General features: G+C 68.2%; 26 protein-coding genes, 1 other RNA gene and 1 riboswitch. Of the genes, 15 read left to right on the top strand and 12 right to left on the bottom strand.

Features of this window, described 5'->3' with window-relative positions; all coding sequences use genetic code 11:
• The first annotated feature begins 3 nt into the window (after window positions 1-3).
• Together argF and H9Q09_RS05330 are read left to right on the top strand one after the other, a co-directional pair.
• Window positions 4-951 (top strand): ornithine carbamoyltransferase, encoded by a 948-nt coding sequence (argF, locus tag H9Q09_RS05335; protein ID WP_024348871.1) that lies wholly within the window; start codon window positions 4-6, stop codon window positions 949-951.
• Window positions 944-1,972, top strand: coding sequence for an Hsp33 family molecular chaperone (locus tag H9Q09_RS05330; RefSeq protein ID WP_187390209.1), 1,029 nt, complete (start codon window positions 944-946; stop codon window positions 1,970-1,972). The genes argF and H9Q09_RS05330 overlap by 8 nt, the downstream gene beginning before the upstream one ends.
• A gap of 76 nt (window positions 1,973-2,048) precedes the next feature.
• Here H9Q09_RS05330 and apaG read toward each other — a convergent pair whose 3' ends face one another.
• Window positions 2,049-2,441 carry a Co2+/Mg2+ efflux protein ApaG gene (gene apaG, locus H9Q09_RS05325; RefSeq protein WP_187390208.1) on the bottom strand — a complete coding sequence of 131 codons (393 nt, stop codon included), beginning with the start codon at window positions 2,439-2,441 and terminating at the stop codon, window positions 2,049-2,051.
• 94 nt (window positions 2,442-2,535) lie between these two features.
• Between apaG and H9Q09_RS05320 the strand changes: the two genes are divergently transcribed.
• Window positions 2,536-3,141 (top strand): CDP-alcohol phosphatidyltransferase family protein, encoded by a 606-nt coding sequence (locus tag H9Q09_RS05320; RefSeq protein WP_187390207.1) that lies wholly within the window; start codon window positions 2,536-2,538, stop codon window positions 3,139-3,141.
• A 30-nt stretch (window positions 3,142-3,171) separates the two neighbouring features.
• Here H9Q09_RS05320 and H9Q09_RS05315 read toward each other — a convergent pair whose 3' ends face one another.
• The 3 genes from H9Q09_RS05315 to H9Q09_RS05305 all read right to left on the bottom strand — a co-directional run bounded on the left by H9Q09_RS05315 (window position 3,172) and on the right by H9Q09_RS05305 (window position 5,013).
• Window positions 3,172-3,438 (bottom strand): Txe/YoeB family addiction module toxin, encoded by a 267-nt coding sequence (locus tag H9Q09_RS05315; protein ID WP_187390206.1) that lies wholly within the window; start codon window positions 3,436-3,438, stop codon window positions 3,172-3,174.
• A complete protein-coding gene (locus H9Q09_RS05310; protein WP_187390205.1) occupies window positions 3,435-3,704 on the bottom strand; it encodes a type II toxin-antitoxin system prevent-host-death family antitoxin in 270 nt (89 codons plus the stop codon). Before H9Q09_RS05310 ends, H9Q09_RS05315 begins: the two co-directional genes overlap by 4 nt.
• A gap of 112 nt (window positions 3,705-3,816) precedes the next feature.
• Entirely contained in the window at window positions 3,817-5,013 is a 1,197-nt protein-coding gene (locus tag H9Q09_RS05305; protein WP_187390204.1) for an O-succinylhomoserine sulfhydrylase, read from the bottom strand.
• Between the two features lie 71 nt (window positions 5,014-5,084).
• Window positions 5,085-5,162: riboswitch (SAM riboswitch) on the bottom strand.
• Window positions 5,163-5,251: 89 nt separating this feature from the next.
• On the opposite strand from H9Q09_RS05305, the gene H9Q09_RS05300 reads away from it, so the two are divergent.
• Complete coding sequence (locus H9Q09_RS05300) at window positions 5,252-6,349, top strand: 2'-deoxycytidine 5'-triphosphate deaminase (RefSeq protein ID WP_246716020.1); 1,098 nt, start codon at window positions 5,252-5,254, stop codon at window positions 6,347-6,349.
• Window positions 6,350-6,379: 30 nt separating this feature from the next.
• On the opposite strand, the gene H9Q09_RS05295 is transcribed toward H9Q09_RS05300, so the two are convergent.
• A complete protein-coding gene (locus H9Q09_RS05295; RefSeq protein WP_210315230.1) occupies window positions 6,380-6,934 on the bottom strand; it encodes a YgjV family protein in 555 nt (184 codons plus the stop codon).
• Between the two features lie 90 nt (window positions 6,935-7,024).
• On the opposite strand from H9Q09_RS05295, the gene ssrS reads away from it, so the two are divergent.
• Both ssrS and H9Q09_RS05285 read left to right on the top strand, forming a co-directional pair.
• Window positions 7,025-7,181: non-coding RNA, 6S RNA (ssrS, locus tag H9Q09_RS05290), on the top strand.
• 90 nt (window positions 7,182-7,271) lie between these two features.
• A complete protein-coding gene (locus tag H9Q09_RS05285) occupies window positions 7,272-7,853 on the top strand; it encodes a 5-formyltetrahydrofolate cyclo-ligase (RefSeq protein ID WP_187390202.1) in 582 nt (193 codons plus the stop codon).
• Here the strand turns inward: H9Q09_RS05285 and H9Q09_RS05280 are convergent, their stop codons facing one another.
• Complete coding sequence (locus H9Q09_RS05280) at window positions 7,854-8,369, bottom strand: CAP domain-containing protein (RefSeq protein ID WP_024348863.1); 516 nt, start codon at window positions 8,367-8,369, stop codon at window positions 7,854-7,856.
• A 439-nt stretch (window positions 8,370-8,808) separates the two neighbouring features.
• Between H9Q09_RS05280 and H9Q09_RS05275 the strand changes: the two genes are divergently transcribed.
• Window positions 8,809-9,630, top strand: a complete 822-nt coding sequence (locus H9Q09_RS05275; protein WP_187390200.1) for a TIGR00282 family metallophosphoesterase — start codon at window positions 8,809-8,811, stop codon at window positions 9,628-9,630.
• Window positions 9,631-9,660: 30 nt separating this feature from the next.
• On the opposite strand, the gene H9Q09_RS05270 is transcribed toward H9Q09_RS05275, so the two are convergent.
• The 3 genes from H9Q09_RS05270 to H9Q09_RS05260 form a co-directional block, all read right to left on the bottom strand.
• A complete protein-coding gene (locus H9Q09_RS05270) occupies window positions 9,661-10,470 on the bottom strand; it encodes an MBL fold metallo-hydrolase (RefSeq protein WP_187390199.1) in 810 nt (269 codons plus the stop codon).
• A 40-nt stretch (window positions 10,471-10,510) separates the two neighbouring features.
• On the bottom strand, window positions 10,511-11,140 hold the full coding sequence (locus H9Q09_RS05265; RefSeq protein WP_187390198.1) for a tetratricopeptide repeat protein: 630 nt from the start codon (window positions 11,138-11,140) through the stop codon (window positions 10,511-10,513).
• Window positions 11,141-11,307: 167 nt separating this feature from the next.
• On the bottom strand, window positions 11,308-11,823 hold the full coding sequence (locus tag H9Q09_RS05260; RefSeq protein ID WP_187390197.1) for a GFA family protein: 516 nt from the start codon (window positions 11,821-11,823) through the stop codon (window positions 11,308-11,310).
• A 79-nt stretch (window positions 11,824-11,902) separates the two neighbouring features.
• Between H9Q09_RS05260 and H9Q09_RS05255 the strand changes: the two genes are divergently transcribed.
• The 6 genes from H9Q09_RS05255 to ruvB all read left to right on the top strand — a co-directional run bounded on the left by H9Q09_RS05255 (window position 11,903) and on the right by ruvB (window position 17,023).
• Window positions 11,903-12,652, top strand: a complete 750-nt coding sequence (locus H9Q09_RS05255) for a YebC/PmpR family DNA-binding transcriptional regulator (protein ID WP_009208737.1) — start codon at window positions 11,903-11,905, stop codon at window positions 12,650-12,652.
• 355 nt (window positions 12,653-13,007) lie between these two features.
• Window positions 13,008-13,631 carry an SAM-dependent methyltransferase gene (locus H9Q09_RS05250; protein ID WP_187390196.1) on the top strand — a complete coding sequence of 208 codons (624 nt, stop codon included), beginning with the start codon at window positions 13,008-13,010 and terminating at the stop codon, window positions 13,629-13,631.
• 176 nt (window positions 13,632-13,807) lie between these two features.
• Window positions 13,808-14,299 carry a PRC-barrel domain-containing protein gene (locus H9Q09_RS05245; protein WP_187390195.1) on the top strand — a complete coding sequence of 164 codons (492 nt, stop codon included), beginning with the start codon at window positions 13,808-13,810 and terminating at the stop codon, window positions 14,297-14,299.
• Window positions 14,300-14,534: 235 nt separating this feature from the next.
• Window positions 14,535-15,053, top strand: coding sequence for a crossover junction endodeoxyribonuclease RuvC (gene ruvC, locus H9Q09_RS05240; RefSeq protein ID WP_187390194.1), 519 nt, complete (start codon window positions 14,535-14,537; stop codon window positions 15,051-15,053).
• A gap of 151 nt (window positions 15,054-15,204) precedes the next feature.
• A complete protein-coding gene (gene ruvA, locus H9Q09_RS05235) occupies window positions 15,205-15,825 on the top strand; it encodes a Holliday junction branch migration protein RuvA (RefSeq protein ID WP_009208741.1) in 621 nt (206 codons plus the stop codon).
• Window positions 15,826-15,976: 151 nt separating this feature from the next.
• Window positions 15,977-17,023 carry a Holliday junction branch migration DNA helicase RuvB gene (gene ruvB, locus H9Q09_RS05230; RefSeq protein ID WP_187390193.1) on the top strand — a complete coding sequence of 349 codons (1,047 nt, stop codon included), beginning with the start codon at window positions 15,977-15,979 and terminating at the stop codon, window positions 17,021-17,023.
• 10 nt (window positions 17,024-17,033) lie between these two features.
• Here the strand turns inward: ruvB and H9Q09_RS05225 are convergent, their stop codons facing one another.
• A complete protein-coding gene (locus tag H9Q09_RS05225) occupies window positions 17,034-18,494 on the bottom strand; it encodes a DUF2254 domain-containing protein (protein WP_187390192.1) in 1,461 nt (486 codons plus the stop codon).
• A gap of 174 nt (window positions 18,495-18,668) precedes the next feature.
• Window positions 18,669-18,899, bottom strand: coding sequence for a DUF2188 domain-containing protein (locus tag H9Q09_RS05220; protein ID WP_024348853.1), 231 nt, complete (start codon window positions 18,897-18,899; stop codon window positions 18,669-18,671).
• A 216-nt stretch (window positions 18,900-19,115) separates the two neighbouring features.
• On the opposite strand from H9Q09_RS05220, the gene H9Q09_RS05215 reads away from it, so the two are divergent.
• Both H9Q09_RS05215 and H9Q09_RS05210 read left to right on the top strand, forming a co-directional pair.
• Entirely contained in the window at window positions 19,116-19,511 is a 396-nt protein-coding gene (locus H9Q09_RS05215; protein ID WP_187390191.1) for a hypothetical protein, read from the top strand.
• 55 nt (window positions 19,512-19,566) lie between these two features.
• Window positions 19,567-21,225, top strand: a complete 1,659-nt coding sequence (locus H9Q09_RS05210; protein ID WP_187390190.1) for a hypothetical protein — start codon at window positions 19,567-19,569, stop codon at window positions 21,223-21,225.
• Between the two features lie 98 nt (window positions 21,226-21,323).
• Here H9Q09_RS05210 and H9Q09_RS05205 read toward each other — a convergent pair whose 3' ends face one another.
• Window positions 21,324-23,435 carry an esterase-like activity of phytase family protein gene (locus H9Q09_RS05205; protein WP_210315245.1) on the bottom strand — a complete coding sequence of 704 codons (2,112 nt, stop codon included), beginning with the start codon at window positions 23,433-23,435 and terminating at the stop codon, window positions 21,324-21,326.
• Between the last annotated feature and the right edge of the window lie 101 nt (window positions 23,436-23,536).

Genomic DNA, 23,536 nt, shown 5'->3' with positions numbered 1-23,536 from the left:
ACGATGGCAAACGGCCCCAAGCACTTTCTCGACATCTCCGCCGTCCCGAGCCGCGACCTGCACGACATCATCGACGATGCCGCCAGGCGCAAGGCGCTCGGCCGCGACGGTCCGAAGCCTCTGGCCGGCAAGGTGCTGGCGATGATCTTCGACAAGCCGTCGACGCGCACCCGGGTGTCCTTCGACGTCGGCATGCGGCAGCTGGGCGGCGAGACGCTGTTCCTGTCGGGCACCGAGATGCAGCTCGGCCGCTCGGAGACCATCGCCGACACGGCGCGGGTGCTGTCGCGCTATGTCGACGCGATCATGATCCGCACCACCACCCATGACCGGCTGACGGAAATGGCGGAATACGCCACGGTGCCGGTGATCAATGGCCTGACCGACGACACCCATCCGTGCCAGATCATGACCGATCTCCTGACCTTCGAGGAAAAGCGCGGCCCGGTGCGCGGCAAGACCTTCGCCTGGACCGGCGACGGCAACAACGTGCTGTCGTCCTTCGTCGAGGCCTCGGCGCGCTTCTCGTTCAACCTGACCATCGCCACGCCGGCGGGGTCGGGGCCGGACATGCGCTTCGTCGAGCGGGCTCGCAAAGACGGCGCCTCGATCCTAATTACGGAAGACCCGGTGGAAGCGGTGACCGGCGCCGACTGCGTCGTCACCGACACCTGGGTGTCCATGGGCCGCGAGGAACAGGCACGCGGCCACAATGTCTTCATGCCCTATCAGGTCAACGAACGCCTGATGGCGCATGCCAAGCCCGAGGCACTCTTCATGCATTGTCTCCCTGCCCATCGCGGCGAGGAAGTGACCGACGCCGTCATGGACGGCCCGCAATCGGTGGTCTTCGACGAGGCCGAGAACCGTCTGCACGCGCAAAAATCCATCCTGGCCTGGTGCTTCGACGCACTCGGCACCGAGACGTCCGCGGGGCAGAGCCGTGGCTGATCCGCAGAAGGCGCTCGGCGAGTTCAACTTCGCCGGCGACGATGCCGTCGTGCCGTTCGCGGTCGAGGGCCTCGACGCCCGTGGCCGGGCGGTGCAGCTCGGCCCCATGCTCGACCAGATCCTCGGCCGGCACGACTACCCCGAACCGGTGGCACGGCTTTTGGCGGAGATGGTCGTCCTGACGGTGCTGCTCGGCACGTCGCTGAAATTCGACGGCAAGTTCATTGCCCAGACCCAGACCGACGGTCCGGTGGACCTGCTGGTCGTCGACTTCACCACGCCGTCGAGCGTGCGCGGCTATGCCCGCTTCGACGCCGACAAGCTGGCGGCCGCCGTCAGCGTCGGCGCTACCTCGTCCGAGGCGCTGCTGGGCAACGGCATCATGGCGCTGACCGTCGACCAGGGCGAATACACCCAGCGCTACCAGGGCATCGTGGAACTGGCCGGCTCGTCCATGGAGGAGGTCGCCGAGGCGTATTTCCGCCAGTCCGAGCAGATCCCGACCGCGGTGAAGCTGGCGGTGGCGCGGATCGTCAAGCGCGGTGAGAACGGCTTCGTGGAAAGCTGGCGTGCCGGCGGCCTGGTGGCGCAGTTCCTGCCAGAATCGCCGGAGCGCATGCGCATGCCGGACCTGCCGGGCGGCGATGCGCCGGAGGGCGTCGAGGACGATCTGGGCGATTTCGAGCCGGACGATTCCTGGGTCGAGGTGCGGGCGCTGGTCGACACGGTCGAGGCGTCGGAGCTCGCCGATCCCGATGTCGGCGTCGAGCGGCTGTTGTTCCGCCTGTTCCACGAGCGGGGCGTGCGGGTGTTTCCGCCCAATCCGGTCGCCGACGACTGCTCGTGCAACCGCGAGCGGATCAAGGGCGTGTTGTCGAACTTCTCCGCCGAGGAGATCACCGAGAGCGTCGAGGACGGCGAGATCGCGGTGACCTGCGAGTTCTGCGGCGAGTCCTACAGCTTCGATCCGTCGGAATTCACGGACGCCGAAAGCGACAAGAGCCCCGACGGCGACAGCTGATCCGACACGTTTCGCGCGCGGCCGGCCGGCCGGTTCGGGCGCGGGGCGCTGACGACGGGCCGGCGGGTTCGCGGGGCTAGTTCAGCACCCGCTGGCGGGCCGGCACGTCGAGCGAGAAGGCCGGGATCTCCACCTGGAACAGCGTGCCGTCCTCCTGCTCCATGCGGTAATGGCCGCGCATGAAGCCGGACGGCGTGCCCAGCGGGCAGCCGGAGGTGTAGGTGAAGCTGTCGCCGGGGGCGAGCTGCGGTTCCTCGCCGACGACGCCGGGACCGCTGACTTCCTCGACGTGACCGGTGGCGTCGGTGATGTGCCAATATCGTGATCGCAGCCGGGTCGTTTGCCGGCTGCCGTTCTCGATCTCGACCGTATATGCCCAGACCCAGCGTCCGTCGTCCGGCATCGACTGGTCTTCCAGATAGGTCGGTGTCACCGTGACCGTGATGCCGTGCGTCGTCGCCCTGTACATGGCCCCATACCCGAATGGCGTGTCGCGTCGCTTACCTTATCGCGGTGCGGCCGGTTCGGGTCAACGGCGGGTCGCCGCGTGGACGGAGAAAGCCTTGCTCGACGGTGTTCTGAAACGGCAGATCGACCCGCCGATCGACTGGCTGGCGGGCGGGCTGGCGCGGCTGAAGATCGGCGCCAACACCGTGACGGTCGCCGGCCTCGTGCTGGGACTGGCCGCCGCCACCGCGATCGCCTTCGGCGCGCTGATCACCGGCCTCGTGCTGATCCTCTTGTCGCGGCTTGCCGACGGGCTGGACGGGGCGGTGGCGCGGCAGACACGGCCGACCGATTTCGGCGGCTATCTCGACATCGTCTTCGATTTTCTCTTCTACGGATCGATCCCGCTGGCCTTCGCGATCCTTGATCCGCAGGCCAACGCGCTGGCCGCGGCGATCCTCCTGATGAGCTTCTACGCCAATGGCGCGAGCTTCCTCGCCTATGCGGTGATGGCCGAAAAGCGCGGCATCCGGACCGTGCAGCGCGGCACCAAGTCGCTCTATTTCACCACCGGGCTGGCCGAGGCGTCGGAGACGCTAGCCGTCTTCGTGCTGTTCTGCCTGCTGCCGCAGCATTTCGCGATGATCGCCTACATCTTCGCGGCGATGACGGCGTGGACCTTTGCCTGGCGGGTGCGGCTGAGTTTTCAGGCGTTCGGGTGAGGGCCGCCTGACTGCACCGGCCGTGCGGCTTCAGTAGTGATAGCGACACGCCGCGATCTCGAGGCGCTGGTCGTCGTCCTTGCCGGTGACACGGTAGACGAGGCGGTGGTCGCCGGTAATGCGGCGTGACCACCATCCCTTCAGGTCGCCCTTGAGCGGCTCGGGCTTGCCGATCCCCTGAAACGGCGTCCGCTTCGCTTCCTTGATCAGATCGTTGATCCGGTCCCGGATCTTCGCGTCGCTCGTCTGGAAATGCAGATAGTCGCTCCAGGCCTGTTCGGCCCACAGGAGCTTCATCCTGCGTCTTCGGCGTCGATTGTCGGATCGTTGTCGACACCGCGACCGGCATCCAGTTCGGCAACCGCCCCGAACAGCTTCTCGCCATTGTTGCGGCTGCTGAGAAGGTGAAGCGTCTCCTGCACGCCTTCCCACTCGCTCGCCGAGATCAGCACGGCGGATTCACTGCCCTGCCGGGTCACGAGCAAGGGCGCGCGCGAGCGGATGACCTCGTCGAAATGGCCGGCCAGATTGGCCCGGAACTGGGTGAAGCCAACGTCCACCATGACAAACTCCTGCCGTGACGATCGGATCGGACGGATATGTACATAGATGCGTACATGCCCGTCCGATGTCAACGATCGGCGCGGCGTTGGAGGCGTGGGCTCGAACGGTCGCTCAGACCGCGGCCAACGCGCTTTCGATGTCTTCCAGCAGGTCGTCGATGTCCTCGAGGCCGATGGAGAGGCGGAGGAGGCCGTCGCTGATGCCGAGTTCGGTGCGCGCTTCCGGCGTCAGGTTCTTGTGGGTGGTGGTCGCCGGATGGGTGATCAGGCTCTTGGCGTCGCCGAGATTGTTGGAGATCAGGATGATCTCCAACGCGTTGGAGAAGCGGAAGGCCGCCTCCTTGCCGCCGGCCACCTCGAAGGCGAGGAGGGTTGAGCCGCCGGTCATCTGGCGGGCGATGATCGCCGCGTCCGGATGGTCTGCGCGGCCCGGATAGATCACCTTGTTGACCTTGCCGTGTTCCGCCAGCGTGTCGGCGATGCGGGCGGCCGAGCGGGTCTGCTGGGCAACGCGCAGCGGCAGCGTCTCCAGGCCCTTGAGCAGCGTCCAGGCATTGAAGGGCGACAGCGACGGGCCGGTGTGGCGGAAATAATTGTGGAGGTTCTCGTCGATCCATGCGGCGGAGGACAGGATGATACCGCCCAGGCACCGGCCCTGGCCGTCGATGTGCTTGGTGGCCGAATAGACGACGACGTCGGCGCCGAACTCCAGCGGGCGCTGCAGCATGGGCGTGGCGAAGACGTTGTCGACGACGAGGGTGGCGCCGGCCGCATGGGCGATCTCGGCGACCGCGGTGATGTCGATCACCTCCAGCGTCGGATTGGTCGGCGTCTCCATGAAGAACACCTTGGTTTCCGGCCGCACGGCGGCGCGCCAGGCGTCGAGATCACGGCCGTCGACGAGGGTGCAGGCGACGCCGCAGCGGTCCAGCACCGTCTCGACCACGTAGCGGCAGGAGCCGAACAGGGCGCGGGCGGCCACGACATGGTCGCCGGCCTTGACCTGGCACTGCATGGCGGCGGCGACCGCGGCCATGCCGGAGGCGGTGGCGCGGGCATCCTCGGCGCCTTCCAGCGCCATCATCCGCTCCTCGAACATGCGGGTCGTGGGATTGCCGTAGCGCGAATAGATGAAGCCGGGCTCATCACCGCGGAAGCGGGCCTCGGCGGCCTCGGCGCTCGGATAGACGAAGCCCTGGGTGAGGAACAGCGCCTCGGAGGTCTCGCCGAAGCTTGAGCGCGTCGTGCCGCCATGGACCATGGCCGTGGCCGGGCGCAGTTTGCGTGCCGTATCCGTCTTCTTCTGCATGGGTCGTCTCCGAACAACAAAAACCGGCTGTCGCGTCGCCGCAAAGCCGGTTCGTCGGGAGGCACGATCGCCATTTCGTCAGAACGGCCTTTTAGCGACTTTTTTAACGTGGCTGCAAGCCGGCCGGCCAAATCACCACTTCTGCTTTGCAAATAGACCCGTTCCGGCTAGGCGTCAATCCGGGAGCGCGACGCCGCGGGCGGCGCGGACGCAATGCAAGGCCATGACGGGACAGCCGATGTCGGACACATACGCGCAGGGCGGAATCCTGCCCGACCAGGAGATTGCGGGGCTGTTTGCCGCCGGTGCCATCGCCGCGCCGATCGAGCGCGACGGCGACCAGATCCAGCCGGCGAGCCTCGACCTGCGCCTCGGGCCGAAAGCCTACCGGGTGCGCGCCTCGTTCCTGCCGGGGCAGGGGCAGTCGGTGGTGGACAAGCTCGACCGGTTCTCGCTGCACGAATTCAGCCTCGCCGACGGGGCGGTGCTGGAGACCGGCTGCGTCTACGTCGTGCCGCTGCTGGAAAGCTTCCGCCTGCCGGCCGACATCCGCGCGACGGCCAATCCGAAATCCTCCACCGGCCGGCTCGACATCTTCACCCGGGTGCTGGCCGACGGGGCGCAGGAATTCGACAAGCTGCCGGCCGGCTATGACGGCCCGCTCTATCTGGAAATCTCGCCGCGGACCTTCCCGATCCTGGTGCGGCAGGGCTCGCGCCTGTCGCAGATCCGCTTCCGCAGCGGCGAGCCGCTCTTGAACGAGGCGGAGCTGGCGGCGCTGCACGGCGAACGGGTGCTGACGACGGCGGCCGAGGCCAATATCTCCGGCGGCGGCATCGCCTTGTCGATCGATCTCGTCGGCAATCAGGACGGGCTCGTCGGCTATCGCGGCAAGCGGCATACGGGCGTCGTCGATGTCGACCGGCGCGGCGCCTATGCGCTCACCGATTTCTGGGAGCCGGTGCTGCGCTCCAAGGCCGGCGAACTGGTGCTCGACCCGGACGAATTCTACATCCTGGTGTCCAAGGAGGCGGTGCATGTGCCGCCGGCCTTCGCCGCCGAGATGACGCCCTTCGACCCGCTGGTCGGCGAATTCCGCGTCCATTATGCCGGCTTCTTCGATCCGGGCTTCGGCCATTCGGCGGCCGGCGGCTCGGGCAGCCGCGCGGTACTGGAGGTGCGCAGCCACGATGTGCCCTTCATCCTGGAGGACGGGCAGATCGTCGGCCGGCTGGTCTATGAGCGGATGCAGGCGCTGCCGGAGAAGCTCTATGGCAGCGATCTGAAGTCGAACTACCAGGCGCAGGGGCTGAAGCTGTCGAAGCATTTCGTCTGACGGCTGGCGCGGTCGCGACCCGCGCCGCCGTCAGGCAAGCGCTTCGCGGCGGTCGCGGCTGAGGCGCCAGATGGTGACGGCGTTGGTGGTCAGGACGAGGAGTTCGGCCAGCGCCGCGCCGACCGAGCCGACCAGCACGTTGCTGGCGACCCAGCAGAGCGCCGCGCCGGCCAGAAGCAGGCGCATGGGAATGCCGTCGAGCATGAACATGGCGATGGTGCCCAGCAGACCCGCCGTCAGCGGAATGACGTCGAGCGGCCGTTCCCAGCTGATCCAGCTGACCAGCCCGGTCGCCGCCAGCATCGTCGCCATGACGGGCCAGCTTCCCTTGTAGCGCCGGGCCAGAAGGATGCGCAGGATGATCAGCGCGCTGATCGCGCCGGCGACCTTGGCGCCGAACAGGAAGAACTGCACGGCGAAGGCGACATTGGCGAAGACCAGCAGCAGCAGCAGACGGTCGTCGCGCTTGCTGGCAAAGGCCATGATGCAGATGACCAGCGCGGCAAAGCCGGTCGCCTGGCCGGCGATGAAGCGGAAATCCCAGAGCTCCAGTTGTGATCTCCCGATCGGATGGGCGGCGGTCAAACGAAGCCGTCCGCCGGGTGTGAGAAGAAACTTCGGGCGGAGCCCTTGCAGCTATGGCTGGATGGGGCAGCGTCGCCTATATTGGTGTTCGACGGGCTGCGCGGTGCGCCAGGAGTAACATATTCTCGGGGCCTTAGTCATTCCTAGGGAGCTGTCCCTGCCTTGGCCCGTGGGCCTGGGGCACACGGCGCCCACCTACTCTGTAGGTTCCCGGGATCGACATCTCCATCGGCCGGGTGGCTCGTCACTTTCCACCCTTCTCCGGCCAGCCGACACGGCAGACCACTTTTCTTCCGCCGCGAAATCGTTCACCTCTGCCCGGCAGGGGGGAGAGCCGATGAGTGGTGCGAAAGAAGCCAAGGCAAGCCTGCGCCAGGCGGCGCTGGCCCGGCGGGACGCGATGCCGGAAGACGCCCGGATCGAGGCGTCGCTCGCCGTCGCCGATCGCTGCGCCGAGCTCCTGCCGATCACGCCCGGCATGGTCGTCTCGGGCTTCCTGCCGATCCGCTCCGAAATCGATATCCGTCCCTTGATGATGCTGCTGGCCGACCGCGGCGCGCGTCTCTGCGTGCCGGCGATCGTCGACGGCCGTCTGCAGTTCCGCCATCTGGTGCGCGGGGCGCCGCTGGAGCCGCAGGGCTTCGGCACCTATGCACCCGGCGCCGAGGCGGCGGTGCTCGACCCCGAACTGATGCTGGTGCCGCTGGCGGTCTTCGACCGGCTGGGCGGCCGGATCGGCTATGGCCGCGGCTATTACGACAGCGCCATCGCGGCGCTGACGGACAAGGGCGCGCCGCCGATCCTGGCCGGCGTCGCCTTTGCCGTGCAGGAGGCGGAGACGGTGCCGATGGAGCCCCACGACATCCGCCTGCCGATGATCGTCACCGAGCGCGAGACGATCCGCCCCGATATCGGCTGATCAGCGCCGGTTCTTCTCGCGGCCGAGGATCAGCGCCCAATAGGGCTCGCCATTGGCGCCGGTCGCCGCGGCAAAACCGATCTCGGTGACATTGGCGTTGAGCAGATTGCGGCGATGGCCCGGCGAGCGCTTCCAGCCGGTGATGACGGCCGGCGTCGAACGGTAGTTCCAGCCGATATTCTCCGACACCGCGGCCCAGTCATAGCCAAAGGAGGCGACCCGGTTGGGCAGGGCGCCGTCCAGCGAATGGCTGAGATTGCCCCTGGCGGCCATGGCGCGGGCCTGCCGCTCGGCGGCCTTGCCGAGCACCGGGTCGAAGCGGACGGCGCCGAGGCCGTTCTCGGCGCGGAAGGCGTTGATCGTGGCGAGCGCGACATTGCGGTCGACGCTGATCTCGCGGGTCGAGCCGACATCGACGGAGCCGGGGGAGCCGACGCAGGCAGCCAGAAGCGCGATGGGCAGCAGCGCCAGGAGGCGCAGGACGGGGGCAAGGAGCGTGCGGCGGGCGAAAATCATGGGGTCTGGTCTGTCCTGTCGGTTGCGGCGCGCGATCGGGGGAGGCGCGGCAGGCGGTCGGCGGCCCTGCGCCCAAGGGGACGCAGATGCACGATGATGATGGCGGGGATTGCTCACCGAAATCTGAAAGTCGTCGGCCCCGCCGGCATGTCGGCACGGCCAAAGACCGCGCCCGGCCGACGGTGGCTGCGAGACACCGGCCTCATGCCTCGGCAATCCGGCGGTTTTTCGACCGGATGGCGGCGGCTGGCCGGCGCGACGATGTTGCGCAGGGGCGGAGGACGGCGGCACTGTTGCCGGCGGGCGCCCCCCATTGCGGGATGTGACGGCCGAGTTGACGGGGCGGGCGGCATGGGCCAAGCGGATCGCTGCCGGTTTGTCGTCAGGGGTGGGCCGGCGCGGCGCGAGGCCGCGGGACAGACAGCGACAGGCGAGCGCGATGCGATTTCTCTTTCTCGGCGACATGGTCGGCCGCTCCGGACGGACCGCCGTATTCGACAGGCTGCCCGGCCTGATCTCCGACTGGAAGCTCGACTTCGTCGTCGTCAATGGCGAGAACTCGGCCGGCGGCTTCGGCATCACCGAGGAGATCTTCGAGCGCACGCTGGAGGCGGGCGCCGACGCGGTGACCACCGGCAACCACGTCTGGGACCAGCGCGAGGCGCTGGCCTTCGCCGGACGGCAGGACCGCTTCATCCGGCCGGCGAACTATCCGGCCGGCACGCCCGGCCACGGCTCGGGCCTGTTCGAGGCGAAGAACGGCGCGCGGGTGCTGGTCGCCAACATCATGGGCCGGGTGTTCATGCATCCCGATCTCGACGATCCCTTCGCCTGCGCCGACAATCTGGTCTCGGCCTGCCCGATGGGCGAACAGGCGGACGCCATCATCATCGACTTCCACGCCGAGGCGACCAGCGAGAAGCAGTGCTTCGGACATTTCCTCGACGGGCGGGCGAGCGTCGTCGTGGGCACCCACACCCATGTGCCGACCGCCGACCACCAGATCCTCGTCGGCGGCACCGCCTTCCAGTCCGACGCCGGCATGTGCGGCGACTACGATTCCTCGCTCGGCATGGAGAAGGAAGAACCGCTGAACCGCTTCGTCACCAAGGTGCCGCGCGGCCGCTTCGACGCGGCGCAGGGGCCGGCGACCATCGCCGGGCTGGCGGTGGAGATCTCCGACCGCACGGGGCTGGCCGAAAAGGTCGCACCGGTGCGCATCGGCCCGCGGCTTGCCGAGGCGGTGCCGCACTTCTGGTAAGGCGCTCGCCACGAAGGCGCGGCGCGGGTATCAGACGCCGGCGAGGACGATGACCGTCGGCGTCTTCGGCAGGCTGCGCATGGAGATGGTGAGGCTGGGCTCGGTCCGCCGCTCAACGGCGAAGCCGGGCATGCGGTCGAGGAAGCGCTCGATCGGGCCGGCGAAGCGATGCATCGGCAGGACGATGGAGGAGCGCAGGCGGTCGGCGATCTCGCCCATGCCCTCCTGGCTCATGGTCATGCCGCCATCCACCGGCACCATCAGGACGTCGAGCCGGCCGATGCGGGCGTAGTCCTCGTTGGTGAGCTGGTGATGCAGATGGCCGAGATGGCCGATGCACAGGCCCGCCACCTCGAAGATGAAGATCGAATTGCCGTCCGCCTCCATGCCGCCGAAGGCACGGATGTCGGTCGGCACGTTGCGCACATAGAGGTCGCCGACGGTCAAGGCATGTTCGGCCGGGCCGCCCTCCGGGTTCCAGCCGAGCAGCACATGCGGGATCGCCGGGTCGGGATAGGGCGTGTTGTGGGACGAATGCGCCTTGTTCATCGTGACGATGTCCGGCATCGCGCCCCCCGCATAGCCGGCATAGTCGGTGGCCGCGACGACCCCGCCGGGGCTCTCGATCAGATAGGTCGCATGGGAGACATAGGTGATCGTCACCTCGTCCGACGTCGCGGCGAAGCGCCGGGAGGCCGGGCTGTCCATCGCGACATAGGTCGCCCCCGGCAGGCTCTCGGCCATGGCGATGCAGGTGCTCGGCACCATCTGGGCGGCGGCCGGGGCAGGCGCCATGGCGAGGCCGGCGAGAAGCGCGGCGAGGGCGACAAGGCGGTTCATGGGCAGGCTCCGGGTCGGCGGGACGGGCGGGTCAAGCGGGTCAAAGATCGACGCCGCCGGGTTCGGCAGGCGTGTCGGGCGCCTCGGGCACGATCATCGCGCGCTCCTTGAGGAAGGGATGGATCGCCACGGCCTCGCGCAGCTGGGCCTGGGCGAGACGGAAGCGGCCCTGGCGCATCAGGATGATGGCGCGGCCGGACATGGCGGCGAAGTGCTTCGGCTCCAGCGCGATGGCGCGGTCGACATCGGCCAGCGCCCCGTCGAAATCCTCCTGCAGGAAGCGCACGAAACCCCGCTGGTTGAAGGCCTCGGCATAATCGGGGGCAGCCGCCACGGCGGCGTCGAGAAGGGCGCGGGCGCCGGCGAAATCGTAGCTGCCGCGCCGATCCATGGCCTCTTCGACGAGGCGGCGGGTGGCGGCATCGGGCGCGGCTTGCATCCAGTGCCGCCAGATGGCGCTTTCGGCGGCGAGACCCTCGGCCTCGGTGGCGGCGTTCTTCAGCTCGGCGAACAGATGGGTTTCGGTGGGGCGAAGCGCGCGCTCGGCTTCGGCCGGCGGCGGGGCGCGGTCACTGCCCGGCGCGGCGGTGTCGGCCAGGGCCGGGACGGCCGCGGCGAGGACGAGGGCCGCCCAGAGGGCATAGCGGAACAGCGCAGCGCGATATCGCATGGTCGCGTTCTCCCCTGACCGTCGGCGCGGCAGCAGCAGGGGCGATCGGGCGCCGACGCTTCGAGGCTACCCCGCCGGCGCCAGAAGCGAAATCAACATGGCGTCATCACGCGGCGGTCGCGGCCGGAAAGGCGCAGGCGGGGCCGCGGGAGCGGGCTGCGAGGCGTCTATGCGCCGTCGCCGGGTCGGACCATCTCCTGCCAGCGTGCGATCAGCGCGGCGAAATTGTCGGCCGGCGCTCCGGGATAATCGAGTTCGTCGGGGCCGATGGCGACGAAGGGCTGGCGCGAGGCGGTCCAGATGTGGCCGGCGGGGACCAGCCAGCTGGTGTCGTCGAGGGTGCCGGCCTTGATGTTGACCCGGCCGGGATTGCCTTGCGAGCGGTGCTGGATGCGCACGCCGCAATCGGGGCAGAAATCGCCGAGCCGCACCGCGCCGCTGTCGGCCATGCGCCGGGTCGTCGCCATCTCGCCGCGGATGACGAGGCTGACGGGATCGACGCGCAGGCTTTCGCCATAGGCGCTGGAGGTCTGCCGCTGGCACTCGGTGCAATGGCACAGATAAAAGACCTGCGGCGCGGCACGGATCTCGTAGCGCACCCTGCCGCACTGGCAGCCGCCGGTCAGCGGCAGGGCCGGAAGGGTGGGCCGGCGGACCGCGGAAGCTTCGGGGGCGTCGGACATGGGAAACCTCGTTCTGGACGTTTGCCGCCCGATTTTTTATATGTCGCGCAATTCTTCCGCATTGAAAGACAGGTTCGCCATGGCCGGCCATTCACAGTTCAAGAACATCATGCATCGCAAGGGCCGCCAGGACGCGGTCCGATCGAAGATGTTTTCCAAGCTCGCCCGCGAGATCGTGGTGGCGGCCAAGTCGGGCCTGCCGGACCCCTCGATGAACGCGCGGCTGCGACTGGCGATCAACAACGCCAAGGCGCAGTCGATGCCGAAGGACAACATCGACCGCGCCATCAAGAAGGCCTCGGGCGGCGATTCGGAGAATTATGACGAGGTCCGCTACGAGGGCTACGGCCCGGGCGGCGTCGCCATCATCGTCGAGGCGCTGACCGACAACCGCAACCGCACCGCCTCGAATGTGCGCTCCTGCTTCACCAAGGCCGGCGGCTCGATGGGCGAGACCGGCTCGGTGTCCTTCATGTTCGATCATGTCGGCGAGATCGTCTATCCGCTGTCGGCCGGCGACGCCGACACGGTGATGGAAGCGGCGATCCTGGCCGGCGCCGACGACGTGATCTCCGACGAGAACGGCCACACCATCGTCACCGCCTTCGAGGATATCGGCGACGTGTCGACGGCGCTGGAGGAATCGCTGGGCGAGGCCGAGAGCGTGCGCCCGACCTGGCGTCCGCAGACCGGCACGCCGGTGGACGAGGACAAGGCCGAGAGCGTGATGCGGCTGATCGGCAATCTCGACGACGACGACGACGTGCAGAACGTGTACGCCAATTTCGAGGTCGACGACGAGGTGATGGCGAAGCTGTCGGCCGCCTGAAAACCGGGCTGATCGGCCGTCCGGGACATGCGTCGGGCTGCGGTGCCGCAGCTCGACCGGTCGCTTCTCCGTGGCGCAGTCCCGGAGGCGAATGGCGCCGTCCGTCCGGCCGCGCTTCCCTCACGACTGCGTGTTCTCAGACGTCGTTCGACCGTAAACCCCGGCCTGCCGGGCTTTGCGGCGTTAACCATTTGTTAACGATTAACGAGACGTCCCCTTAGGGAAAGTCCTACATCGACGTGGGAAACAGGAACCACGTCATGCAGATTTCAGCCTATCTCGGGGCCCTTCGCCGTCGCTCGGACCCCTATGTCGACGATACCAGCCTGGATTCCAGTTCCGCGCCAAGCGCTTCGTGCGCATCCGCAACCTGATCGACGCCGTTCTGGCCGAGCAGGAACGCTGCGAGATCGTCGATCTCGGCGGCACGGAAAAATACTGGGCGGTCGCGGGGGACTATCTCGACCGGCGGCGCGGGCGGGTCTTCGTCACGCTGGTCAATACCGAGCCCCAGGTGGTGGCGCGGCCCGACCAGTTCCGCGCCGTGCGCGAAAGCGCCAGCGACCTGACGCTGTTCGACGATCAGGGCTTCGATCTGGCCCATTCCAACTCGGTGATCGAGCATGTCGGCTCGCGGGCCAACATGCGGGACTTCGCCCTCAACATGCGCCGGCTGGCGCCGCGCTATTACTGCCAGACGCCGAATTACTGGTTTCCGTACGAGCCGCATTTCCGCACCGCCGGCTTCCAGTATCTGCCCAAGGCGGTCCGGGTCGCCATGCTGCAGCGCTTCGCGCTCGGCTTCTTCGACCGCATCGACGATGTCGAGGACGCACGCAACGTGGTGCGCGACCACGATCTGATCGGCCGGCGGCAGATGGCGGCGTTCTTTCCGGATGGCGAGATCTCCTACGAGACCGTCCTCGGCTTGCGCAAATCGGTGATCGCCACCCGGGACGCGGGCGCACGGGACGCCTAGCCCCCCGGTTCGCCGCCCGCCATCCGGCGGTGAAGTAGAACGCGCGCGCTGAACGGGCCTTCGAAGCAACCGGCATCCGTATGGATGGGCATCGGCAGACTGTGTCGCGCGTTCTGGAACAATGGCGCATCCTCTCCGTTGGTTTGATGAATTCCAACGCCAGAGAGGAGGCTCATATGAAGTATATTGCAGCCACTGCGACCGCCATCATCTTTGCCGCGACGCCCGCGATCGCGCAGGACACTGCTGCCACGCCGGCCACGACGCCGATGGCCTCGGAAGATACTGCAGCGACCGACTGGGCGCAGCTGATCCGGACCCGCGACATCGTGGGTGGTGCCGTCTACACGACCAACGAAGCCTATGACGAGGGCTCCTGGGGCGACCGGGACGACTACGCCTGGGGCCGTTCGGGCTATGACGCGGTCGGCAGCGACTGGAACCAGATCGGCGAGATCGAGGACGTGGTCCTGGATCGGTCGGGCAACCTTGCCGGCGTCGTCGCCGAAGTGGGCGGCTTCCTCGACATAGCCGACAAGCACGTCATGCTGCGGGTCGGCGACGTCGACCTCGTCCCGGTCGACGACCAGTCCTACGCGTTCATCACGCGGTTCTCCGAGGAAGAGCTCGAAGGCCGTCCGGGCGTCGACGAAGCCTGGTGGAACTGAGGCGCCTCGCCTGACCGGCGACGCTTGAGCCGGAGCTGATCCGGTGCAATTCGATGGCCCGTCGCGGGAAACCGCGGCGGGCCTCGTTCTTGGGCGCCCCGTTTCGCAGGGAATCGCCGCTTTGCGCTCTGAGCCTGTGCGGCCCCCATGTGACCAAGCCTGTTTCGTTTTTGGTTTGTTCACTTTTCGTCTTCTCAATAGCACCTGATTCGGCTAGTCGGAGAGGGTTAACGAAGTGTTGCAGGAGCGGACCATTCGCATCATCGGCATCGATCCCGGCCTGCGCCGGACCGGCTGGGGCATCGTCGAGACGCTCGGCAATTCGCTGCGCTTCGTGGCCAGCGGCACGGTGATGTCGGACGGCAAGATGGATCTCGCCTCGCGGCTGCGCACGCTCTACGAGGGGCTGACCGACGTGATCCACGCGCAGCGGCCCGACGAGGCGGCGGTGGAGCAGACCTTCGTCAACAAGGACGCCGTCGCCACGTTGAAGCTCGGTCAGGCCCGCGGCATCGCCATGGTGGTGCCGTCGCTGGCCGGGCTGCCGGTCGCCGAATACGCGCCCAACGCCGTGAAGAAGGCGGTGATCGGCGTCGGCCATGGCGAGAAGAAGCAGATCCACATGATGGTGAAGGTGCTGATGCCCAAGGCGACCTTCGATACGGACGACGCCGCCGATGCGCTGGCGATCGCCATCTGCCACAGCCATCATCGCCAGTCGGCCCAGTCGCGGGCGCTGCTGGCCGGCCTGTGAGAGTGCGCGCAAATCCGTCCGTCCCTCGCGGCCCGCGCCCGGCGCTGTCGGCCGGGACTGTCGGCGATGATGCGCCGATCGTGGTAAGCGACGGCTTCGGCATTCATCACCGGATGGCCAGCTTCGATTCCCACCGCCTGGAGACGCATTCGTGATCGGCAAACTGAAGGGCACCGTCGACGAGATCGGCGAGGACCACGTCGTGGTCGACGTCCACGGCGTCGGCTATGTCGCCTTTTGTGGCGCGCGCACCCTGGCGGCGCTGCCGGGCGAGGGCGAGGCGGTGGTGCTGTTCATCGACACCTATGTGCGCGAGGACATGCTGCGGCTCTACGGCTTTGCCACGCGGGCCGAGCAGGACTGGTTCCGGCTCTTGCAGATGGTGCAGGGCGTCGGCGCCCGGGTGGCGCTGGCGGTGATCGGCACCTTGTCGGCCGGCGACCTCGCCAATGCGGTGGCGCTGCAGGACAAGGCGATGGTGGCGCGCGCGCCCGGCGTCGGCCCGAAGGTCGCCGCGCGGATCGTTGCCGAGCTGAAGGACAAGGCGCCGGCCTTCTCGGGCGCCGGCAGCGACGAGAGCCTGGGACTGAAGCGCGACATCGGCGGCGGCACCGCCGCGGCGCCGGTGGCCGATGCGGTCTCGGCGCTGGTCAATCTCGGCTATCCGCGCGACCAGGCGGCCGAGGCCGTGGCGAAGGCGCTGAAGGATGCCGGCGAGGCGCCGGACAGCGCGAAGCTGATCCGGCTGGGGCTGAAGGCGCTGAGCCGCTGAGGCGGCGAATGGCGCAGCCGGGGCCGGAGACGGATCGCCGGCCGGCCGGTTTTGACATGACGGCGCCGAACGGCCATTGCGGAACCTGCCCGCGACCGGCCGCGCCTCTGGTCTTGCAGGCAGATTGTCCCATCGCGACGGAACGGCCCTTATGAGCGACGCCCGCCTGATCACTCCCGAGAAGCACGGCGAGGACATCGACGCGACCCTGCGGCCGCAGCGACTGGACGATTTCGTCGGCCAGGCGGCGGCGCGCGCCAATCTGAAGATCTTCATCGAGGCGGCGAAGAATCGCGGCGAGGCGCTGGATCACGTGTTGTTCGTCGGCCCGCCGGGGCTCGGCAAGACGACGCTGGCGCAGATCATGGCCAAGGAGCTCGGCGTCAATTTCCGCTCGACCTCCGGCCCGGTGATCGCCAAGGCCGGCGATCTGGCAGCGCTGCTGACCAACCTGGAAGAGCGCGACGTCCTGTTCATCGACGAGATCCACCGGCTGAGCCCGGCTGTGGAGGAAATCCTCTATCCGGCGATGGAGGATTTCCAGCTCGACCTGATCATCGGCGAGGGGCCGGCGGCGCGCTCGGTGAAGATCGACCTGTCGAAATTCACCCTGGTCGCGGCGACGACGCGGCTCGGCCTGCTGACGACGCCGCTGCGCGACCGCTTCGGCATTCCGGTGCGGCTGAATTTCTACACGGTGGCGGAGCTGGAGCACATCGTCACCCGTGGTGCGCGGCTGATGCGGCTGCCCATGGCCGAGGACGGCGCCCGCGAGATCGCCCGCAGGGCCCGCGGCACGCCCCGCATCGCCGGCCGGCTGCTGCGCCGGGTGCGCGACTTCGCCGACGTCGCTGGGGCGGAGACGGTGGACCGCAAGGTGGCCGACGAGGCGCTGTCGCGGCTGGAAGTGGACAGTCTCGGCCTCGACCAGCTCGACCGGCGCTACCTGGAACTGATCGCGATGAATTTCGGCGGCGGGCCGGTGGGCATCGAGACCATCGCCGCGGCGCTGTCGGAACCGCGCGACGCCATCGAGGACATCGTCGAGCCGTATCTCCTGCAGCAGGGCTTCCTGCAGCGCACCCCGCGCGGGCGCCTGCTCACCCAGCGGGCCTTCGCCCATCTGGGGCTGGCGGTGCCGAGCACCTACCAGGGATCGCAGGCGAGCCTGTTCGAGGACGGCGCCGACGCCGAATGAGGCGGATGCGTCAGGCGGAGGCCGGGTGGTGCCCGGTGTCCAGCCGCGCCATGCGTTCGCCATCGGGCACCGGATAGGCGAGGCGATGGGCCGGATGGTCGAGGGTCGCCGCCAGATGCGCGGCGCGGGTCTCGACCACGGCGAGGGCGGCGCCGTCGAGGCCGAGACGCGCGAGACCCATGAAGGCGTCGCACTGGCGGCGCAGCGCCGCGACATCGCGCGGCCGCGTGGCGGCCGGGGCGATCTGCTCCAGGCAGGCGAGGTAATGTTCGCCGGCGATCATGTCGGTGGCCGCGTACTGGCGCAGATGGCCGAAGGAATATTCCAGATATTCGGCGAAGCTGCGCGGCAGGTCGATGACCCGCAGCTTGCCGTCGCTGTCGACATGCAGCGGATCGGCCTTGCCGCGCCCGACCATGCGGGACATGGCGGCGGTCAGCCAGTCCATGCAGGTGATCGCGGTGAAGGGGTCGTTGACGCCCGGTGACAGGGCCCGCCCGGCGATCTCGACCAGTTCGTCGACGAGGAAGACCTGGTCCTGATGCGGGCTGCGCTGGTTGCCGCAGGCGATGGAGGCGACGAGGGCGGTGCGGGTTTCGTCGGTGACGCGCTCGCTCGGCCAGGCATGGAAGATCACCTTGCCGGGATGCACGAACATGCCCGTCCGGCAGTTCATCCGCACGACGATGTCAGCCTTCTGCGCCGCCTCGATCAGGGTCTCGTGGTCGATGATCTGGAGATAGCCGCTGCGGTCGGAGACGATCTCGGCATAGGGCACGGTGGCCGCCGCCTCGTCGATGTCGTCGCCGAAGCAGGGCGGCACCTGCCACAGGAGGCCGGCCGGCTGGGCTTCGCCGGTCGCCTCGCCATCCTCGACATCGCCGCGGACCGGGAAGGCCTTCTCGATCTGCTTGCACAGCGCCTCGCCGATGCCGGCGATGACGTTGGAGATGTGGATGTTGGACGGGACGTGGTGGATGAAGAAGATCAGCACGCCGATGGAGCCGATGGCCAGGATGATGGCGCCGAAGATCGCGATGTTGGGCACGAACATCGCGGCATAGACGTCGTCCTCGCCGCCGTCGCGGACGCTGCGCAGCACCAGCATGGAATAGATGAAGGTGGCGACGAAGACGCCGAGGGTGATCTGGTTGCCGCGGTCGTTCATGAAATTGGTCAGGAGCCGCGGGCCGTAGCTGCCGGAGGCGAAGACGACCGTCGCCATGGTGACCGAGAAGACGGTGCCGGCCACCCCGATCATCGAGCCGCCGATGGCGCTGAGGATGGCGCGGGCCCCGTCCGGCTGGGTGGCGTAGAAGAACGGGCTCTCGCCGAAGGCATCGAGCGGGACCCGGGCGTCGATCTCGATCAGGACGAAGGCCAGAACCGCGGCGCTGACCGCCATGATCGAGGGGATGAACCAGTAGCTTGCGACGACGCGCTGGTAATATTGCTGGATGAACGCACGCATCGCGGCTCCTCGGGTCGGGCGAGTGCAGATATGGCCCGCACGGCCCGGCACAAGCACCAGGCCGCCATTGCCGCGTGAATCCCGGACGATGGACGCCCGGAGCCGGCGGGAGGCGCGGGGACCGGCCGCTTCGTCAGCAGCCGATCCGGCTAAGGGAAGGCCGGGCGCGCCAGGTCAGCCGGCCGGCGGGTAGGGATCGTTGCCGTAGGTCCATTCCGTCTGCCACTGGCCGTCGCTGCCCTGCACCAGGACCTGGGAGTCGGTGCCGCTGTCATGCATCTTGTGGGCCGCGTCGCGGGCGGCGTCCATCGCCTCCGCCTGGGTGTCGTAGGGCGTGTCCTTGTCGTTGTGACGTACTTTCCAGCCGTCGCCATCCTTCAGGACGTAATAGCGTTCGCGTGCCATGCCGCTCTCTCCTCGCAATCGGATTTCTCGTGCTGGCGAAAGCTAGCGAGGCGCCGCGGGGCGGCAAGTGTTCGCGGATGTCGGTCGTTTGGCCGGGCAACGGGGGAACGCCCGGATGTGTTCGGTCTCGCCTCCGGCCCGGGCGACAACGCCGACGCGAAGGCTGGCCAGGAGCCTGTCCTGCTGGTAGCATTCCGCAGCGGAAGGTGGTCGGCAATGGCGGACAGCGGGACAGACGCGCTTCTGGTGCTCAGCTACAATGTCTGCTGGGAGGCGATGAGCCATCATCATGGCCTGCCGCTGGGCGATGCCTGCACCTTCGTTCCCGGCAATCCGCATCTGACCCGCTGCGCCGTCAACGTCGCCCATTGCATCGACGCGATGCCCGAGGCGATGGGCATGGACGGCTTCGCCTTCTTCGGGCTGCAGGAAGCGAGCCTGTGGTGGGAATGGCGCGATCTCGCGCCGCGCAGCCTCGCCCGGGGCGACCGGGCGGGCGATTGCGTCTTCGACAGCGTCGGCCCGGCGGCCGACCAGATCCCGCCCAATTATCCGCCGGACAAGCTGCAATCGGATCACCTGCCGGTGGTCGCCCTGCTGCCGGCGGCCTGACGCGGCGGGATCAGGGCGCAGGGTTCACTCGACCAGGCATCAACGGGAGGACGGCATGACCCATCGAACGATCGCCCGATCGCTGCTGGCGGCCACTGTGCTGCTGGCGGCCGGCGCGGAAGCGCAGGGACAGGCGGCGGCGCCGAACCAGATCCAGCAGGCGAGCCTGTTCCGGGCCGACGTGCGGGACCGGCCGGGTTGCGAGCCCACCGCCGCGAACGGCACGGTGAGCTGGCCCGAGGCGATCGGCAATCCGGCGGTGAGCTGCCCCGATGCCTTCGGCTGGACCTCGTTCCTGGCGGCGGTCGAGCAGGCGTTCTGGACCTGGGGCACCGACCAGACGATCTGGATCGACGACCCGAAGGCGATCTGCGGACGCGAGGGCTCGCCGGAGGATTGCTGCGACCCGGCGGTGTTCGAAGAGACGCCGCCGCTGGGTGAGGCGCCGCCGGCCGGCTGCCCGTTCTATCCGCCGGACTGGACTAATCCGCCGCCGATCACCGTGGCGCGGCCGAGCCCGAGCCACACCCACGACTTCCTGGAACGGCTCGATCCGGCGCGGGTGCTGCGCCAGGAGGAGGCGGAGATCGTGTTCCGCAACCGGTCGTTCGTGCGCTACACCTTCGCGCAGAACCTCTACAACAAGGAGAGCCTGGGCGCCCGCTTCACCGCGATGCAGGATTGGGTGAACGCCAATGCGCCCTATAACAACGCGGCGCTGGCGATCGACTATCCGACCGATGCGGTGATGTTCAAGGTCGACTTCCTCAGCCAGTCGCAGATGCTGGAGAACGGCCTGATCTGGCGCGAGGACGATGCCGGCCGAACGCTCAATCCGCCGAACGACCCCGAAGCGCCCTATGTGACGATGCTGATCGAGGAGACGCTGGCGCCGGGCGACGAGGAACCGGAACTCTACTATCTCGTCGCGGTGACGGCGGCGTCGAAGGCGATCCCCACCTGGCACTGGTACGCCATGGAGCATGTCGGCAATCTCGGCCGCTGCGACTTCACCGGCTGCAACGATTCCTACGGCTACAGCGCCGCCGGCGTGACGGTGGAGGGCGAGAGCTTCGGCCAGAACTACATTCCGCCGAAGACCGAGAATTCCGAGGACGCCACGCAGGACATCGTCTTCGACATGGGCACGCCCTACACGCCGGAGGAGACCGGCGAGCGGATCACCCCGGCGCTGGATGGGCTGATGGCCGCCATGGGCATCGCCACGGGTGACGGGCCGCAGGATCCGGACACGCCCTCGGCGGCCGATCCGGCGTGGCGGAGCTACCGGCTGAAGGCCTCGCAGACGGAGTTCGTCACGCCGACGGGCATGCCGACCCATGCCGGCCAGTCGATCACCGAGGGCGGCTTCGTCAATTCGGCCTCCTGCATGACCTGCCATTCCCAGGCCGGGCCGGACGCCACCGGCAATCCCGGCGTGCCGGGGATCGGCGCCAGCAACGACCTCAATCTGTTCGGCCTGAGCCAGACGGTGAACGGCGCGCCGGACCCGGACTGGTTCTATGCCACGGGCACGAACCAGATGCGGGTCCTGCCGATGGACATGGTCTGGGGCATGCTGAATGCGAGCTGCGTCGCGCCGAAGGGCAAGACCGGGCTGTGCGAGACCTATGAAGGATCGCAATTCGCGCCGCCGGGGCGCACCGTGCCCTCCGCGCCGACAGGCGCGGCGTCCGACACGCCTGCGCGCTGAACAACGAAAAGGGCGCGCCCCGACGAGTGGAGTGCGCCCTTTCGGCGAATTTGTCCGACCGGGGCGGGATGCCCCGGTCGCGGCTCCTGGATGGCGGGCTAGAGCTTGCCGATCGAGAAGAACAGCGTCTCGCCGGAGGAATCGTCGACGCCGTCATTGTCGGTGACCGCATAGGCGGTGCCGTCGCTCGCGATGGTGAAGCCCTCGATCTTGTCGACGACATAGCCGCCGGTGGCCTTCAGGTCGGGCAGGAAGTCGTGGACCTCTTCCTTGGTGACCGTCGGCAGGGCGCCGCCGAGCGGCGCGGGCTTCAGATCGGCCCTGGCGACCCGGTAGAGCTTCTTCAGCCGGGCGGCGTCGCCGATCTGGTTGTCGCGCTCGAGGACATAGAGCCAGTCGCCGCTGGCGGTGATCTCCGACAGGCCGACCCAGCCCTTCTCGGTGCTCTCCAGCGGGTAGCTGACGGCACTCCATTCCTTGGAGGCCGGCTTGTAGGCGAGGAGCTTGACGGTGCCCTTGGCATCGTCCGCCCATTCGCGCTGGATGGCGACCCAGAGCGTGTCGCCGTCGAGGGTCACGCCCTCGGCGCCGAAGCGGGTGGAACCGTCGACGAGCGCCTCGGGGAAGGGGACTTCCTCGACGATCGCGCCCTTGGCATCTACGCGCAGGAGCTGGTGCGGCACGTCCTTCTCGAGATTGCCCTCGCTGGCGAGCCAGAAGCCGCCTTCGCCGTCGGCGGTGATGCCTTCGAGGTCGAGCGCCCCGGCGGGCTCGCTGTCACGGGTGACGACCGTCCTGGTGGTGATGCGGGCCGGCTTCTCAGACGCGTCGATGGTGAAGATCGCCGGCTGGCCGGTGTAGAAGCTGTCGCTGACGGCATGGAGGGTGGTGGCGCTGTCGGCGTCGGCGGCAAGGCCCGAAAGGGCACCCCAGCCGACCGGGCGGCCGTCGGCATCGTCTTCGGAGACGATCATCGGATAGGCGTTCTCGCCCTCGCCGCGCTCGTAGATCATCACGTGGGAGCGGGCGCCGCCATCCGCGACGAGATCGGCCTCGTTGGAGGTGACCAGGAGGTTGCGCGACGGGATCGCGATGGCGCCCTCGGGGGCGATGCCCGACGGCAGCAGCTGGGTAAAGACGGGATCGCCGTCGCCGAGCCTGTAGACGCCGACGGCCGAGCCGCGCTCGGACAGGACGAAGGCGTAGCTCGTGCCGTCGAAGGTCGCGACTTCCAGACCCTCGGGCTCGACGCCCTTGGCGTCGGAGCGCTTGTCCGGATAATGGCCGGCGCGGATGACCTCGTATTCGAAGGACGGGCCGGCTTCCCAGGCGACACTGCCGTCCTTGTTCCAGACGGTGAAGGAGCGCGAGCCGCCCTCATAGTCGCCCTCATTGGCGGAGACGAAGCGGTCGTTGTCGATCCACTGGACGGTGTCGGGCTCGCGCTTGCGGCCGGCCTGGCTGCCGGTGAAGGCGAGTTCACGGTCGTCCTCGGTGTCGATGCCGTCGAGGTCGACGGCGCCGGCGGAAAAGTCGGCAGTCACTTCGCCGGTCACGGCGTCGACGATGGCGAAATGGTTGTTCTCCTGCAGCGAGACGACGATCTCGCCGGCCCCGTTGAAGTCGACATATTCGGGCTCCGGATCTTCCGGCGCGATGTCGGCGAGGCCGGTCAGCTCGACCTTCGTCAGGGAGGCGCAGTCGGGCACACCGTCGGTCAGCTTGACGATGGCGAGGAAGCCGGCCGGCATCTGCGGCAGGGCGCCGTCGTCGAGGTCCTCGTCGCGCTCGTTCTCGATGGCGATGGCAGCATAGGCGCCGTCCTTCGAGACCGCGACGGAATCGGGCTGGCCGCCAAGATCGCAGGACGCCGTCTCGGTCTTGGCCACGATGTCGACCACCGCCAGGCGGCCCGACGGCGCGGTGTAGCTCGGCGAGGTATTGACGCCGACAAGGACATTGCCGCCGGCGACCGCAACGGAGGTCGGCTCGCCGTCCAGCGCCAGGAAGCCGCCGGCTTTCGGAGCCTTCGGATCGGTGATGTCGATCAGGCCGATGCCGCCGGCCGGGCTGTCGGAGTAGATCAGGGTGTTGCCGTCGGCGCTGGCGGTGATGATCTCCGAGGAGGTCTCGGTCTCGGCGGGCATGTCGGCCGGCAGGTTGGCGACGACCGGGAAGCTGGCGATGCGCCGGAACACCGGCTCGGCCATCGCGGTGGCCGGCGCGGCGAGCGCGCTGGTGGCGAGAAGGGCGGCGAGGCTGAGGCGAAGCGGCGAGATCACGGCGGCGGTTCCTTTGCTTGACGCGAATG

Origin of the sequence: Aurantimonas sp. DM33-3, assembly GCF_014334315.1 — a bacterium.
Taxonomy (GTDB): Bacteria; Pseudomonadota; Alphaproteobacteria; order Rhizobiales; family Rhizobiaceae; genus Aurantimonas; species Aurantimonas coralicida.
This window is presented reverse-complemented; position numbering and strand designations above follow the sequence as displayed.